This is a genomic window from Thalassospiraceae bacterium LMO-SO8 (assembly GCA_031655335.1).
Taxonomy (GTDB): domain Bacteria; phylum Pseudomonadota; class Alphaproteobacteria; order Rhodospirillales; family Casp-alpha2; genus UBA1479.
In genome coordinates this window covers 2,435,165-2,449,276 of record CP134226.1, presented here as the reverse complement: position 1 = coordinate 2,449,276, position 14,112 = coordinate 2,435,165, and the positions used below count along the sequence as shown (strand labels likewise).

Sequence of the window (14,112 nt, the reverse complement as noted above, 5' to 3'; positions counted from 1 at the left end):
GCGCGTCAGGCGACCGTGCGGCTTCCCTCAATGCCATCCTCGACCGGACAGAATTCCCGCAGGCGTGCCACGTCTTCGATATGGACCGAATTCTGATCGGTCGTCACGCCGAACTCGCGGAATCGGTTCAACAGGCGTGACAGGCTTTCCGGCTGCATTCCCAGGCGTGCGGCGATCAGGTTCTTGTCATAAGGAAGCTCGACGACGCAGGGCCCTTTGTCCGCCCGGCAGCGGCGCAGCAGAAATTCGATCAACCGTTGGCTCGCGGTTCGGGTTTTCAGACGCTCGACCTCATAGACCAGGTGGTGCAGGTGGCGGGACATCGAGGCGAGCATGCTCAAGGCGATATTCGGATGCTCCTGCACCGTCGATATGAAGCGCTTCGATTCGAGTGCGACAAGCCGGCAATCATCCACCACTTCCGCGCTGGCGGGGTATCCTGCACCCATGAAGGCGGCGGCCTCGGCGAACATGTCGCCGCCGGAAAAGATGTTAAGAAGCGCTTCGTCGCCATCGGGCGTGTGGCGGAACACCTTCACCCAGCCGTCGAGCACGACGTAGAAATAGTCAGCGGGATCGCCGCGTTGAAAGATCATCCGACCCTTGGGATAGGCGCGCGGCTGCACGTTTTCCGTCAACCGCTCGAACATGCCTTCGGGCAGGTTGGAAAACAGGGGCTGGCCCCTGACGATTGCAAGGTCGCTGACGTTCACCTGCGTCTCTCGTCCCCCAATGAACACCACGCCCTCCATTAAGCCATTTATCTCAGGGAAAACTCAACAATGCATCCTGGATGCCGGAATTGTCAGAATACGCCTAACATTTTATGCAGGCGGGCGTCCTTGGATTTGAAATGGTCCACGAACCAGTCCCTGAGGCGCAGGCCCAGGTCTTCGGAAAGACCGTCGAAATCGCCCGCCTCGAAGGTGTCCATGATGTCCCGCAAGCTGTCCAGCAACCGTTCGTGATCCGCCTTATGGTCTGCGTATTGATCGTAGGCGCGGATCCGCATCACGGTTTCCTCAAGCGCGAAATGCGCGGCGATCTGGGTGAACACCTCGCCCAGAAAAGCCTCGATCTCCTCGGCCGGAGCATCAGCCTGCAAGCGGGCATGGGCCTCGTTGATTAGGCGGATCATTTCCTCGTGCTCGTGATCGACGGAAGGGATCCCAAGCTTGAAATCGTCGCGCCATTCTATCAGCGCCATCATTTCTGTTCTCCGTGCGGCCCGTTGCGGAACACGAACCCGCCGGCCTCAGCATCGAAATCGACCGCGAGATTCTGTCCCGGCTTGAGATCGAACGTTCGGTCGACGGCATAATCGAAGCCTTCGGTGCGCTCCGAGTCGCGCAGCTTGAACGCCAACCGATGTGATCCGGCAGGGACCACGAATTTCCGGTAGGTCTGTGACGCGCCGTCGCCCCGCAGGCCCGTCGGCGGCAGGCTGGCCTCGAAAACCGGCGTGTTATCAAGCGCAAACAGCACAACCACGGGCACCCGTTCACGGGGGCAGAGGATGGCTTTGCGCATGTTGGGAGCCAGGTTCGCCAGCTCGCCGACGGTGCGCTGCCGGCAGCCCCCCTTTGGCTTGCCGCCATGGGCGAAGCTCAGCTTGATCTGGGCGTGACCGTCCGGAATGGGACGATACGCAGGGGCTTGGGAAAAATGGGCGATCAGCACGGCAAATCCGGCGTAGATCACGCCCTGGCCCAATATCCGGAGCGGCATCCACTTCATGGCACCGCCTTCCCTTCCGGCCTGTCGTCGCCCGCGGCCGTGCCTTTGTGGCGGCGGATGCGCTGTACCGTCGACAGGGTCGGAATGATGCTGAGATCACTTTGAAATGCGGCCAGTTCCCGTTCGACGCTTTGCCAGGTCACCGGCGCGGCCCAGATACGCAACAACCTCTCGCGCGGGACGCGGGACCGCAAATGCGGATCGCGGCGACCGTCGAAGCGGTCCTCCGACCATTGGGGGCCGAGCCTGTACTGGCATTCCCCCTCGCGGCATCCGACGACGGCGACGCCGTCGGCCAGGTCCTTGGACAGGATGTAGTCGATAAATGACGGCGGGATCATCGCCGCGCATGGCAGATCGATGCCCGCGCGATTGGTTCCGGATAGCTTTCTGCCGGAAATGCCGTGCGCGCAGCCGAACACCATCACCCGGGAGCTTCCTTGCAAGCCGGCCGCCGCCTTGTGGATACAGTCGCGCAGATCCGCAGCGGAGAAATGCGGAAGATCGATCCCGGGCACCAGGTCGCTCATCTTCCGGAACGGCATGGCCGTCGGACAGGCGCCGACACAGATGCCGCAACTGACGCACAGATCGGCGTCGACCATCGCCTCTTGTTCAAACGGGCGCGCGTCCGTCCGGGGCATCATGGTGATGGCGTTGAACGGACAGTCGGCGGCGCAGCGGGTGCAGCCGTTGCAGTTCCCGAGATCGACCACGGCCGCCGGCCGGGCCTTGCGCGGCGGCAGCCAAGGCAGTGCCATCAGCACAAAGGTCGCGCCGAAGGCGAAGCCCCAGACCGGTCCGGCGCCGACCATCTCGATCACCGGGAAGGCGAACAGGTAGTACCAATCCATATTCAGGCTTTGCGGCACGCGGGCGAGGTCGGCCGGCGCATGGCTGAGGGCGGGGAACATCAGGGACAGGACCAGCATCATCACCATGGTCCCCGCCGCCAGGCCCCGGGGCGGGTTCCATTTGGCGTAGGCGACGCGCTGCAGGTGGATCCACATGACCAGCAACAGGACCAACGGCAGCGCGATATGGAGAAAGATCAGAAGCGTGAAAAAGCGGTCGTCCAGACTGACCGGCGACATGAAATTGCGGGCGATGGGTTCGCCGAATATCGGCAGCCAATCCAGCCACTCCGCCGACCCGATCGCGATATACTGCGCCAGTTCATCCCACACCAGCCAATAGCCCGTGACCCCGGCGGCGATGACCATCCAGGTCATGGGCACGCCCGTGATCCAGGAAAAAAACCGGGCGCCCCGGTAGTGGTCGAAAGAGAATTCGCGGACCATGTGCAAGACCATCATGATCACCAGGGCATCGGAGGCGTAGCGGTGGAATGACCGCATGACGCCGCCGAGATACCATTGTTCATGGGTCAGCGACTCGATGCTGGCGAAGGCTTCCGTCAGGCCCGTGTCGAAAAAAATGTAGAGATACAGGCCCGAGACCGCAACGATCCAAAAGTAAAAGAACCCAAGCCCGCCCAGGTAGTACATGGGGTTCCATCGCGGCGTGAAGACCTGATCGAACAGGCCATCGAGCCACATGAAACCCCAGCGCAGCGTGCTTTGGATTGTTTTCACGTAGGTGTTCCGATCCAGGCTTCGGTCTATGCAGGACGGGCCGGGCCGCGATGGCGCCACAAGGCACGGACCAGAACCGTACCGACCAGCGCCAAGCTTAATCCGCCCAGCACGATGGAGATGATCAGCGAGTAGTCGAACCGGTAGGTGCCGCTCGCCGGGTCGTACAGCGTGCAGTAAAGACGCACGCGATTGAGCAGGCCTTCCAGGCTGGTCATTTCCGTCCGCTTGCCGAAGATCACCTGCTTCAGCGGCTCGACCAGAAGCGGCGCATCGAAATCCGGTCCATAAATATGTCGATAGACCCGCCCGCCCGTATCGACCACCGACGTTTGCGACATATGGTCAAAGCCCTTGGGCGACGGCCGGAACACGAAGCCCAGGTCGCGCGCCAACTGATCTATGGTGGCGGCATCGGCGCTGAGGAAGTACCAGCCGTCGACACGGATACCGCGGCTGGCGGCGTAGAGACGCATCCGGTCCGGCGAATCGTTGCGGGCGTCGAAGCCGACGGTGACGACCCGAAAGGCATCCTTTCCCAGAATGTCCCGCGCGACCTCGACCGCGTTGGCCAGATTTTCCGTGACGGTCGGGCAAATGTCGGCGCAACCGGTGTAGATCAGACTGATCACCAGGGGCTTGTCCATCAAGTCGGCGAGATTGACCGGCTGCTTGCGGCTGTCGGTGAAATGCAGTTTGGCCAGATTGCTGCCGACTGCCGCCTGCGACAGCGCCAACGCCGCTTTGGCGTCGAAGGGACTGGATTTGGCCTGCGCCGAGCCGCCCCCGGCGGCGGCAAGCAGGATCGCCAGAAAGACGGCCGTGCATATCCTATGAAAGACCAGCAAGAACGCCCCCTTCCACCATGGCGCCGACCAGCACCAGGGTCAGTTGCCCCAGCGAGGCGAAGAAGGCCTTCATGGCGGTGACCGGGGTCGGGGCTTCGACATGGCGCCAGGCGCGATAGATGAAATACCCGCCGCCCACCGCGGCCAGGGTCATGTAGAGCGGGCCGTATCCGAACATTCCCGGCAACAGGGAAACCGCGACCAGGACCAGGGTATGGGCGAAGATCACCCGCGACCCCCGTTCCAGACCCAGAACGACCGGCAACATGGGCACGCCCGCCTGTTCATAATCTCGCTTCAGCGCGGCGGCGAGGCTCCAGAAATGCGGCGGCGTCCACAGGAACAGGACCATGGCCAGAATTGCCGGCACGGGCCCCGGAACGGGCGAAATGGCCGCCGATCCGGCCAGCACGGCAAAGGTCCCGGAAAGGCCGCCGATGACGATGTTCCAGGGCGTGCGTTTTTTCAGCCAGACCGTATAGACGACGCCGTAGGTAAAGGCGCCGAGGAACAGATAAACAGCGACCAGGGGATTGAACAGCACCCCGGCGACGGTGACGGATCCCGTCAGCAGGAGAAGGACGCCCAGATACCAGGCCGCCCCGCCGCGATACCGCCCGGTGACGAAAGGACGTTTCTGCGTCCGCGCCATGCGGGCGTCCAGGTCGCGTTCGATCAATTGATTGAAAGCGCCGGCGGCCGCACTGGCGCCCAGGGCGGCGAACCCCAGGACCGTCACCTGCCAGACCGGCAGGCTAATTCCCGGCGTGACCGCAAGGCCCGCCACCGCGCTGAGCGCGATGGCGATGCCAATGCGGATCTTGAAGATGCCGTAGAAATCCCGCAAGACGGTCGTCATGACACCTGTTCCCCTTGGCGGACCCCGCCGGAGACCGGCCGCTTAGGACAGCGGCCAGACTTCCGACAGGAACTTCCAGTTGACGAAGTAGTAGAGGACGAAGCTGATGAAGAAGATCGTCACCAGCGTGATCGTCCCCGGCACGTGCAGGGTATGGGCACCGTCATGGCTGACGATGGCCGCCGCCCTCCCTTGGAACACGACGGGCGAAAGGCGCGCTTCTTCCGCGCCGCGTTTCTTGCCGAACAGCACCGAGCCGACGATCACGACGACGAACATGATACCGCCGATGGTGGCGATCACCCCGAATATACCGTTCAGCCCCATCATCAGGAAGGCCGCCGGAGGATAGTCGAAGGTCAATACCGAATCGGTAAAGGTCATGTCCCAATGACGCCGTGAAACGCCGAGGGTTCCTGCTCCCATCATGAACATGGAGATACCGAAGGTGCCGAGCCCGAACATGTAGGGTTGCCAGCGGGCCCAGCTCTTCAAAATCAGTTCGCGCTGGAAGACCAGGGGAACGACCAGATAGGTCATGGCCATGAAGGCCAGGGTCGTTCCGGCCGCGACCGTGGCGTGGAAGTGACCGGGCACGTAGATGGTGTTGTGCATCAACAGGTTCAATTGCTCGGCGCCGAGCACGACGCCGGAAATCCCGCCCACGAAACCGAACAGAACCAGGGACAGGAACATCCCCGCAAAAGCCGGATTGCCCCAGGGTGCGCGGCGCAGCCAGCCGAACATGCCTTGGGTGAACCCGTTGCGGCGCTGGGCGGCCTCGACCGCGCCGGGGACGCTCATGCCGTGGATCATGCTGGCGACGACGGCGAGATAGATGGCGTAGGAAGTATTGAACACCTTCCAGTTCGAGCTGATGCCCGGGTCGGCCAGAATGTGGTGGGCCGAGGCGATCAACAGGAAGCAGGCGTAAAGCAGAAACGCCGTGCGGCTGACCTTTTCGCTGAGCGGCTTGGCGCCCACGGTCAGGGCCGCGATGGCGTACCACACCGAGACATGGGCCGCGACGTTGATCTGTTGTGACGAATGGCCCATGCCCCACCACACGACCCGATAGGTCAGGGTGTCGATCTCGGCGATCAGGCCGACGGACCACAGGAACGTGGGGATCAGGATGATCGCGCCCGAGGCGATGGTATAGACCGCGATCACCGCCGCGACCACGGCACCGAAAGTGACCAGGGGGACCGATCCCTTATAGGTTTTCTCCTGCTTGGCGACGACCAGGGTGCCGAAGAACACGAACACGCCGATCAAGGCGCCGACAGCGAACAGGATGAGCCCGAGATAGAAATGCGGGGCCGCCTTCATGGGCACGTAGGACGTGAACATGACGCTCGATTCACCCTGCAAGACGGCCACGTTGGCCATCACCGAACCGATCAGCATCAGCCAGAACGAAAGCCAGGCGAACCGGGGCGTTGCCAGCCGGCAGTTAAGCAGAATGGCCGACGCGAAATAGAGGATCGCGATCTCGAAGAAAATAACCCAGAAGATCAGGATGTCGGCGCCATGCGCCGTCAGCACCAGATAGAACAGGTCGGCGGGCAGGATGTGCACCGCCGGCCAGCGCGTAAGCGCCACCAAAAGGCCGAACAGGCCGCCGACGGCCAGAAATACGATCGCCGCGACGGCGTTCGCCTTGATCAGTTTTTCGGCCTGGCTGCAGACCTTCAAACCCGTTTCGGGGCAAACCCGATGTGCGAAATCAAATGCCATGATCGCCCCCTATTTATCGGTCACATATATGCGGCCGACCATTTGGTGATGACCGATCCCGCAAAACTCGTTGCAGACGACGCTGAACACTCCCGACTCGTTCGGAGTGATGGTCATCACCATCTCGTAGTTCGGGTGGACCTGAATGTTGATGTTGGTCGGTTGCAGGGAAAATCCGTGCAGCCAATCAAGGGAACTCAGATGCAGGCGGTAGGTCTCGCCCTTCTTGAGCTCCAGGATCGGCCACCATTCCCACAAACGCGCCAACATATAAACATCGCTGCCGGCGGGAGGGCGGACGATGGGAATCCCGGTCTCGCCTTCGTTGCGGACCTTGTATTGATCCGTGAAGGTCTCGACCTTTTGGGCGAAGACTTCCGGATTGACCCGGTAGGCTTCGTTGGACAGGTTCTGTTCACCCTGGATGTGCCAGAACACCATGGTGAAGAACATCACCAGACCCCATAGAAAGGCGACGGAGATCCAGACGATTTCGGCTTTTGCCAGCGGCTCGTTCCACCACAGGCGTTTTTCCGGAGGCGTGAGTGCCATTGCCGCCTCCCGTCACTTGGCGAGAGGGATCGCAGCGATTTCCATGACCCCCCAGATTGTGTAAAGGACGGCCGGAATCGACACGCCCAAAAAGAGAAGCAAGAACGGATTGTCCATGATGCTCTGCATCACTGGAATCGGGCCGTCGTCATCATCCTTGCCCGTGTTGTCTGGTCCGCTATTTTTTGGTTCGGCCATGGCCGCACCTCCTCATGTCCCGTGCCCCGAACATGCATGTTGGGGTTTGTCATGAGATCACGGGACAGCCGAGCGATCCTTAACCGGGGTTAAGTCGCGAACCTTGGCGGCGAGTACGATAAGTATGTTTGCTGTCTTTTCATGCACAGCACACATAGATGACCGCGCACGGGCGGCCGCAGACGCCCCTTACCCCTCACCCACCATTTTCGACGATTTCGGGAACTGACATGGGCCTTCTTTCCGAGGATTTCCCCTGAGTTTTCGGACTGCGGATCGTCGAGACGAAAACGCCTCGGAGATTTTTCGCCGAGGCGTCGAACTTGTTCCTATTCCGATGCATCCACTGATCAGCATCCGTTTTGCACAAAATGACCTCGGACACAGTGGGGGCTTCGTGGCCCGCTGTTCCGGAATCAGTGGGCAGGCTGTTTTGAATCAATGCACTAAGAAGCGCGTCAGCGGAAAATCCGGGGGATTTCCAACTTTTTCATAGCTTCGAGTTGGCAGCGCCGGAGCGGCCTGAAACCCACGGAAATCCAGGGGAGGAATGGTGGGCTGTGTAGGATTCGAACCTACGACCCGCTGATTAAGAGTCAGCTGCTCTACCAACTGAGCTAACAGCCCGCACCACGTATGGAGGGCGGGGTTTTAGCAAGCTTGGCCGGCTTTGTCGAGGCGAAGTGACGCCCCGCGCGCGGATTTGTCGGAAAGGCCGGAAAGCCGCGGTATCGCAGCCCTAAACGTCGTCGCCGATGCCGCGCCGCCCGACCATGACGTCGCGGTGAATCCAGGTCCCCATCAGAAGCCCGAAGCCGAACAGCAAGGTCAGCATGGCCGTGCCGCCGTAGGAGATCAGCGGCAGCGGCACCCCCACCACGGGAACCAGCCCCATCACCATGGCCATGTTGATGAACACGTAGAGGAAGAAGGTCGCGGTCACGCCGATGCCGACCAGACGGCCGAACTGGGTGCGGCAGCGCACGCTGATGGCCAGCCCGTAGATCAGGATCACCACATAAAGGCCGAGCAGCGCCAACCCGCCGGCCATGCCGAATTCCTCGGCCAGCATGGTGAAGATGAAGTCGGTCTGCATTTCCGGCAGGAAGTTGAGATGGCTTTGCGTGCCTTGCAGGAAGCCCTTGCCGAACAGCCCCCCGGACCCGAAGGCGATCTTCGACTGGATGATGTGGTAGCCGGACCCCAGCGGGTCGTTTTCCGGGTTGAGGAAGGTCAACACCCGTTGTTTTTGATAATCGCGCAGGAAGCCCCAGGCGATGGGCGCCGCCGCCACGGTAACGATGCCGACCAGCACGAATTTCCAGATCCGCACCCCGGCGGCGAAAAAGATCACCGCCCCCGTGATGACCAGCATCAACGCCGTGCCCAAATCGGGCTGGCGCAGGACCAGGGCCGCCGGCACCGCGATCAGCAGGACCGGGACGAACAGATGGGGAATGCGCCGCACGTCCTCGATCGAGGTGCCGTGGAAATAGCGCGCCAGCGCCAGCACCAGGGCGATTTTCATCAGCTCCGAGGGTTGCAGGCCGAAATAGCCGAGGTCGAGCCAGCGCTGCGCCCCCTTGCCGACCTCGCCCATGAATTCCACGGCGACGAGAAGTGCCACCGTGCCCAGATAGAACACATAGGCGTATTTCAGCCACAGCCGGATGTCGATCAGGGCGACGGTGATGAGCACGGCCATGCCGACGCCAAAGCGCATCATCTGGCGCGACGCCCAGGGCTCGAAACTGCCGCCCGCCGCCGAATACAACATGGCGAAGCCGACCGACGCGGCCGCCGCCAACAGCAGAATCAACAGCCAATGCATCTGCCACAGTTTTTGCCGCAGGGTAAAGCTGGGGGGGTTCAGGGCGTCTTCGCGAACAGCCATCGTTCTCTCCCCTAACCTTGATCCGGCACGGGACGGACACGGTCTTCCGTGCCGCGCAGATCAAGCGCCGCCTGGCTGCCGCTGGTCTGACTGATGGGAATGTCGCGCGCCGACTGGCGGCGTTGGGCCGTCAGCAGAAGATCGCGGGCAATGGGGGCCGCGACGCTGGACCCACCGCCGCCGTGTTCGACCACCACGGCGACCGCATACCGGGGATTGTCCGCCGGCGCGAAGCCGACGAACAAGGCGTGGTCGCGTTCTTCCCACGGCAGGTCCTTGTTCTTCACCACGCCCTGTTCACGTTCGGCCTTGGTAATCCGGCGGACCTGCACCGTGCCGGTCTTGCCGCCCATGATATAGCGCGGATCATGAATCGCCGAGGCGTGGGCCGTGCCCTGGGGCGTGTTGACGACCTGGGTCATGGCGTCCCGCACCAGGGCCAGATTGCGCTGACTGACATTGATCTGGGGGAATTCGTGATGTTCGGGCACCGCATGCACGCCGGTCGTGCTGACCGACTTGGTCAACTGCGGCGACACGGCGAAGCCGCCGTTGACCAGCCGGGCTGTCATCACCGCAAGCTGTAGCGGCGTGGTCAGGACATACCCCTGGCCGATCCCGGCCAACAGGGTTTCGCCCTGGTGCCAGGACTGATCCCGGGCCTCGCGCTTCCAGGCCTTGGTCGGCACCAGGCCCTGTTTTTCGCCGGGCAGGTCCAGGCCTGTCGCATCGCCGAGGCCGAAGCGCTCCGCCATTTCCGCGATGCGGTCGATGCCGACGCGGCGGGCGACTTCGTAGAAATAAACGTCGCAGGACTGAGTGATGGCGCTGCTCACATCGACAAGGCCGTGGCCGTGCTTTTTCCAACAATGGAACTTGGTGTCCCCCAGTTCCATGAACCCTTCGCAATAGACCTTGCCCGTGGGCGAGATCACGCCACGCTCAAGCGCCGTCAGGGCGACCAGCATCTTGAAGCACGATCCCGGCGAATAGCGGCCGGCGATCGCCTTGTTGGACAGAGGGGCGGCCGGGTTGTTGATCAGCCGGCTCCATTCCTCGACGCCCAGGCCGCGGTTGAAATCGTTGGGATCGAAACTGGGGTGGGAAACCATGGCCAGCACATCGCCGGAATGCACGTCGAGCACCACCGCCGAGGCGCTCACCTCGTTGGACAGGCGCTTGGCGACCGCAAGTTGCAGGCCGACGTCGATGGTCATGCGGATTTCGGCGCCGGGCAGGCCTTCGCGCCGATTGAGCTCGCGGATCACCCGGCCGTAGGCGTTGACCTCGACCTCGGACGAACCGCCGGACCCGCGCAGGCTGAGGTCGTGGATTTTCTCGATCCCCGACTTGCCCGTGCGGAATCCGGGCAATTCCAGCAGCCGGTCGCCGGTCTTTTCCCGCTCGCTCACCGCCGACACATAGCCCAGGACATGGGCCAGGTTCTGAGCATAGGGATAGAACCGGCTTTGCCCCTCGTCGATCATCACGCCGGGCAGGTCGGGGGCATTGACCTCGATCCGCGCGACCTCTTCCCATTCCAGGTTTTCGCGCAGCGTCACCGGCACGAAGGATCGGTTGCGGCTGACTTCCTTCAGAACCCGTCGGCGTTCGCCGATGCTCATGGGCACGATGTCATGCAACAGATCGAGCGCCCCGTCGACGCCGAGCCCCCGGGTGTCCTCGGACACCAGCATGACACGGTAGTTCTGCTTGTTGTCGGCGAGTGGAATACCGAAACGGTCGACGATGCGTCCGCGCGGCGGCGCCAACAGGCGCAGGCTGATGCGGTTCTCGTCGGCCAGCATCTTGTACTGCTCGGCCTTGACCACCTGCAGGTAATACATGCGGCCCGCCAGCATGGAGACGAGCGCCAGCTTGCCCCCCACCAGCATCACGGTGCGGCGGGCGAAAAGTTTCTGGCGTTCCTGATCTCCATGCATCGGATCAATCCAGTTTCAAGAACGCCTGCTGCCAGCGCGAGAAGATGAACGCGAACAGCGGAAAGGCGGCGACGGTCATGACGTATTGGAAAACGATGGCGTCAGCGGCGAACAGGGTGACGTGAAAAGCCGACAGCAGGGCCCAGCTGAGCGCCGCCGCCCCGGCCCCGACCAGCCCGAAGCCCAGCCAATGGACGAAGAACGACTTGCCCATGAAGAACTTGTGCTGAAACAGCACGACTCCCTGCACGGCCAGGAAAATCAGGGCATGCAATCCCATGGGGGCCCCCGTCAGGCCGTCCTGGAACAGGCCGATCAGGAACACCGCGGGGGCCGGCATCAGGTGCGGACGGTGGATCGACCAGTAGAATATGGAAATCAGGGGCAGCACCGGCAGCACCCGGGCGATGCCCGGAATGTGGGTCGGCACGACGTTGAGAATAACCAGGACCAGGGTCAGCGCGACCGGCGTCAGGTTGCGGGCGAAGGCATCCAGACGTTGCCAGAAGGTCGGCCTCATGGGCGGTGTCCCCGCACCTTACCCGGCACCTCGGCAGCGATGGAGCGCTGCGGCAATTGCAGGATTCCGCCCGAGCCGAAATTGAGGATGCGCACGTATTCCAGGCGCGTCAGGTCGACATAGGGCTGAACGATCAGCCCGCCCTCGCCGACGGCGGCGACCTGACCGACCCGCAGGCCCGGCGGAAACACGCCGGCATGGCCCGAGGTCACGACGCTGTCGCCCACGGACACCACCGCCCCCGGCGGCAGCCAGGTCAGGCGCGGCTTCGCCAAATTGGCGCCGGCCATGATCGCCCGCGTGCGGGTCGGATCGACGAGAACGGGAATCTTGGCGTTGATGTCGGTCAGCAACAGGACCCGGGCGGACCGGCTGCCGACATCGATGACCCGACCGACCAGGCCGTCGGCGGTGACCGCCGCCTGCCCCTTCTCGACCCCGTCGCGGGCCCCGGCGTTGACGATCACGCTTTGCGAAAAGGCGCCACCCGTGTCGGCGATGACCCGCGCGGTGACGAAGCTCGCCTCGCGCTCGGGAATGACGTTGAGCTGTTCCTTGAGAACGCGGTTCTCCGCCTCCAGTTTCTCGGCGACGGATTTCCAATGCATGAGCCGCGTGCGCTCCTCGCGCAGGCGCGTGTTCTCCTCATACAGGTTCTTCATGGCCTGAACCTCGGCGACGCCGCGGTTCACCGTGTCGAGGGGCCGCGACAGCACATCCAGGATGGGAGCGACGGCGTCGGTCATGTGGGTGCGCGCGCGTTCGACCAGGATGGTATCGACCTTGGCAAGCATCATCAGGGCGAACGCCGCCACGACCAGCCCCACATAGGCGAAGCGCTGGGCGAAATTGCGAATCGGCTGCGCGACCCGCGAAAATGAATGCGGTTCCTTCACCCCAGGACGTCCTTCCTGCCCATTACACTACCCGCGGCCCCCCGTCCGGTCCCCAAAACCAGCCGCAGGGCCGCAACTCCCGACCTCCCATTAATCTTTGTCCTTGTCGCCGATTCGCGTTAATCGACGGTTAATGACGCGTAGCGCCGTTTACCAAAAAAAACAACCGTCTAAGCGGGAAATTTAAGGTGAAATCGAATAAAACCCGACTTTCCACCCTGGCGGCTGGCGGGGCGGGGCTGCATCCGGCTATTCTTCTGCCGCCATCGCCGAAAACCGGGACCACGCCGCCATGAAATTCATCCATCTGACCGACCCCCATTTCGTGCCCCCGGGCAGGACCCTCTATGGTCGCGATCCGCGCCCGGCCCTGGACGCCGCCGTGGCCGACATCAACGCCCATCACGGGGACGCGGCGATGGCTGTGGTGACCGGTGACCTGACCCATTGGGGCGAGCCGGCGGCGTTCCGGAACCTTGTCGACGGCCTGGCGCCGCTCGCCATGCCGGTTCACGTGCTGGCCGGAAACCACGACGCCCGCGACGTTCTGCGCGCCCATTTCCCGGACCAGCCCGTTGATAAAAATGGCTTTATCCAGTCGGCCCTGGACACGCCCGTGGGCCGCTTCATCTTCCTGGACACGGTCCTGGAGGGCACCTCGGCCGGGCATTTCTGCGCCGACCGCCAAGCCTGGCTGGCAGACATCCTGGCCGCGTCGGAAGGCCACGACCTGTTCCTGTTCATGCATCATCCGCCCTTCGACGTCGGCATTCCGGCCATGGACCGCATCGGCCTACAGCAGAAGGATGCTTTTCAAGCCGTGATCGAGCCGCACAAGGCACGCATCCGCCATCTGTTCTTCGGCCATGTCCACCGGCCGATTTCCGGCAGTTGGCGGGGCATTCCCTATTCCACCCTGCGCGGCCTCAACCAGCAGGTCTGGCTCGACATGGTGAACGTGGAAATGACGGCGAGTTTCGAGCCGCCGGCCTATTGCGTGGTGCTGATCGAGGACGACCGGGTGGTCGTTCATACCCACGATTTCATGGACCCGAACGAGAAATTCAAAATGCATTCCAGCCCGTATACGGACTGGGCCATACGCCCGTCGGGTGCATAATCGGGCGTCTTTCGACTTTTCTTTGCGGGCCGAGGTGGCTATAAGCCGGGCTATGGACCAGCACATTCCCCATATCTCCGTCATTGTGACCGGCATCTCCGGCGGCGTCTATGCGCCCGCCCCGGCCCTGTCGGCCTTCCTTGCCCGGAGCAACACGCCCTAGCGCGGCCCCTTCATGAAATGGCCACGTTTCGGGCGGACCTTCGGGTC

Annotated in this window: 14 protein-coding genes and 1 tRNA gene; 1 reads left to right on the top strand and 14 read right to left on the bottom strand. The window is 62.6% G+C overall.

Translation table 11 applies throughout. The annotated features are described in order from the left end of the window. Positions 1-5: 5 nt before the first annotated feature. The 14 genes from RJ527_11725 to mreC form a co-directional block, all read right to left on the bottom strand. Positions 6-713, bottom strand: a complete 708-nt coding sequence (locus tag RJ527_11725; GenBank protein ID WND74709.1) for a Crp/Fnr family transcriptional regulator — start codon at positions 711-713, stop codon at positions 6-8. A 92-nt stretch (positions 714-805) separates the two neighbouring features. Continuing rightward, the gene (locus RJ527_11720; protein ID WND74708.1) at positions 806-1,210 is read right to left on the bottom strand and encodes a bacteriohemerythrin; all 405 of its coding nucleotides are present in this window, start codon (positions 1,208-1,210) and stop codon (positions 806-808) included. After that, the gene (locus RJ527_11715) at positions 1,207-1,737 is read right to left on the bottom strand and encodes a hypothetical protein (GenBank protein WND74707.1); all 531 of its coding nucleotides are present in this window, start codon (positions 1,735-1,737) and stop codon (positions 1,207-1,209) included. Before RJ527_11715 ends, RJ527_11720 begins: the two co-directional genes overlap by 4 nt. Continuing rightward, the gene (locus RJ527_11710; protein ID WND74706.1) at positions 1,734-3,332 is read right to left on the bottom strand and encodes a cytochrome b N-terminal domain-containing protein; all 1,599 of its coding nucleotides are present in this window, start codon (positions 3,330-3,332) and stop codon (positions 1,734-1,736) included. Before RJ527_11710 ends, RJ527_11715 begins: the two co-directional genes overlap by 4 nt. Positions 3,333-3,358: 26 nt before the next feature. After that, positions 3,359-4,180 carry an SCO family protein gene (locus RJ527_11705; GenBank protein WND74705.1) on the bottom strand — a complete coding sequence of 274 codons (822 nt, stop codon included), beginning with the start codon at positions 4,178-4,180 and terminating at the stop codon, positions 3,359-3,361. Next, positions 4,164-5,039, bottom strand: a complete 876-nt coding sequence (gene cyoE, locus RJ527_11700; protein WND74704.1) for a heme o synthase — start codon at positions 5,037-5,039, stop codon at positions 4,164-4,166. Before cyoE ends, RJ527_11705 begins: the two co-directional genes overlap by 17 nt. A gap of 42 nt (positions 5,040-5,081) precedes the next feature. Further along, a complete protein-coding gene (locus RJ527_11695) occupies positions 5,082-6,779 on the bottom strand; it encodes a cbb3-type cytochrome c oxidase subunit I (GenBank protein WND74703.1) in 1,698 nt (565 codons plus the stop codon). 9 nt (positions 6,780-6,788) lie between these two features. Further along, on the bottom strand, positions 6,789-7,331 hold the full coding sequence (locus RJ527_11690; GenBank protein ID WND74702.1) for a cytochrome C oxidase subunit II: 543 nt from the start codon (positions 7,329-7,331) through the stop codon (positions 6,789-6,791). Between the two features lie 12 nt (positions 7,332-7,343). Next, entirely contained in the window at positions 7,344-7,529 is a 186-nt protein-coding gene (locus RJ527_11685) for a hypothetical protein (GenBank protein WND74701.1), read from the bottom strand. Between the two features lie 551 nt (positions 7,530-8,080). Further along, positions 8,081-8,156 (bottom strand) — tRNA-Lys (locus tag RJ527_11680). Between the two features lie 112 nt (positions 8,157-8,268). Then, a complete protein-coding gene (rodA, locus tag RJ527_11675; GenBank protein ID WND74700.1) occupies positions 8,269-9,423 on the bottom strand; it encodes a rod shape-determining protein RodA in 1,155 nt (384 codons plus the stop codon). Between the two features lie 11 nt (positions 9,424-9,434). Next, a complete protein-coding gene (mrdA, locus tag RJ527_11670) occupies positions 9,435-11,366 on the bottom strand; it encodes a penicillin-binding protein 2 (protein ID WND74699.1) in 1,932 nt (643 codons plus the stop codon). A gap of 4 nt (positions 11,367-11,370) precedes the next feature. After that, positions 11,371-11,886: a rod shape-determining protein MreD gene (gene mreD, locus RJ527_11665; GenBank protein WND74698.1), complete on the bottom strand. Its 516-nt coding sequence runs from the start codon at positions 11,884-11,886 to the stop codon at positions 11,371-11,373. Next, positions 11,883-12,782 carry a rod shape-determining protein MreC gene (gene mreC / locus RJ527_11660; GenBank protein ID WND74697.1) on the bottom strand — a complete coding sequence of 300 codons (900 nt, stop codon included), beginning with the start codon at positions 12,780-12,782 and terminating at the stop codon, positions 11,883-11,885. The genes mreD and mreC overlap by 4 nt, the downstream gene beginning before the upstream one ends. Positions 12,783-13,074: 292 nt before the next feature. Between mreC and RJ527_11655 the strand changes: the two genes are divergently transcribed. Beyond that, on the top strand, positions 13,075-13,902 hold the full coding sequence (locus RJ527_11655) for a phosphodiesterase (GenBank protein ID WND74696.1): 828 nt from the start codon (positions 13,075-13,077) through the stop codon (positions 13,900-13,902). Positions 13,903-14,112: the final 210 nt, after the last annotated feature.

Bases quoted from the DNA above. Each gene is read 5' to 3' on its own strand.
- cyoE (WND74704.1), bottom strand. From the start codon at position 5,039: ATGACGACCGTCTTGCGGGATTTCTACGGCATCTTCAAGATCCGCATT.
- RJ527_11720 (WND74708.1), bottom strand. From the start codon at position 1,210: ATGATGGCGCTGATAGAATGGCGCGACGATTTCAAGCTTGGGATCCCT.
- RJ527_11715 (WND74707.1), bottom strand. From the start codon at position 1,737: ATGAAGTGGATGCCGCTCCGGATATTGGGCCAGGGCGTGATCTACGCC.
- rodA (WND74700.1), bottom strand. From the start codon at position 9,423: ATGGCTGTTCGCGAAGACGCCCTGAACCCCCCCAGCTTTACCCTGCGG.
- RJ527_11685 (WND74701.1), bottom strand. From the start codon at position 7,529: ATGGCCGAACCAAAAAATAGCGGACCAGACAACACGGGCAAGGATGAT.
- RJ527_11690 (WND74702.1), bottom strand. From the start codon at position 7,331: ATGGCACTCACGCCTCCGGAAAAACGCCTGTGGTGGAACGAGCCGCTG.
- mrdA (WND74699.1), bottom strand. From the start codon at position 11,366: ATGCATGGAGATCAGGAACGCCAGAAACTTTTCGCCCGCCGCACCGTG.
- mreD (WND74698.1), bottom strand. From the start codon at position 11,886: ATGAGGCCGACCTTCTGGCAACGTCTGGATGCCTTCGCCCGCAACCTG.
- RJ527_11695 (WND74703.1), bottom strand. From the start codon at position 6,779: ATGGCATTTGATTTCGCACATCGGGTTTGCCCCGAAACGGGTTTGAAG.
- RJ527_11655 (WND74696.1), top strand. From the start codon at position 13,075: ATGAAATTCATCCATCTGACCGACCCCCATTTCGTGCCCCCGGGCAGG.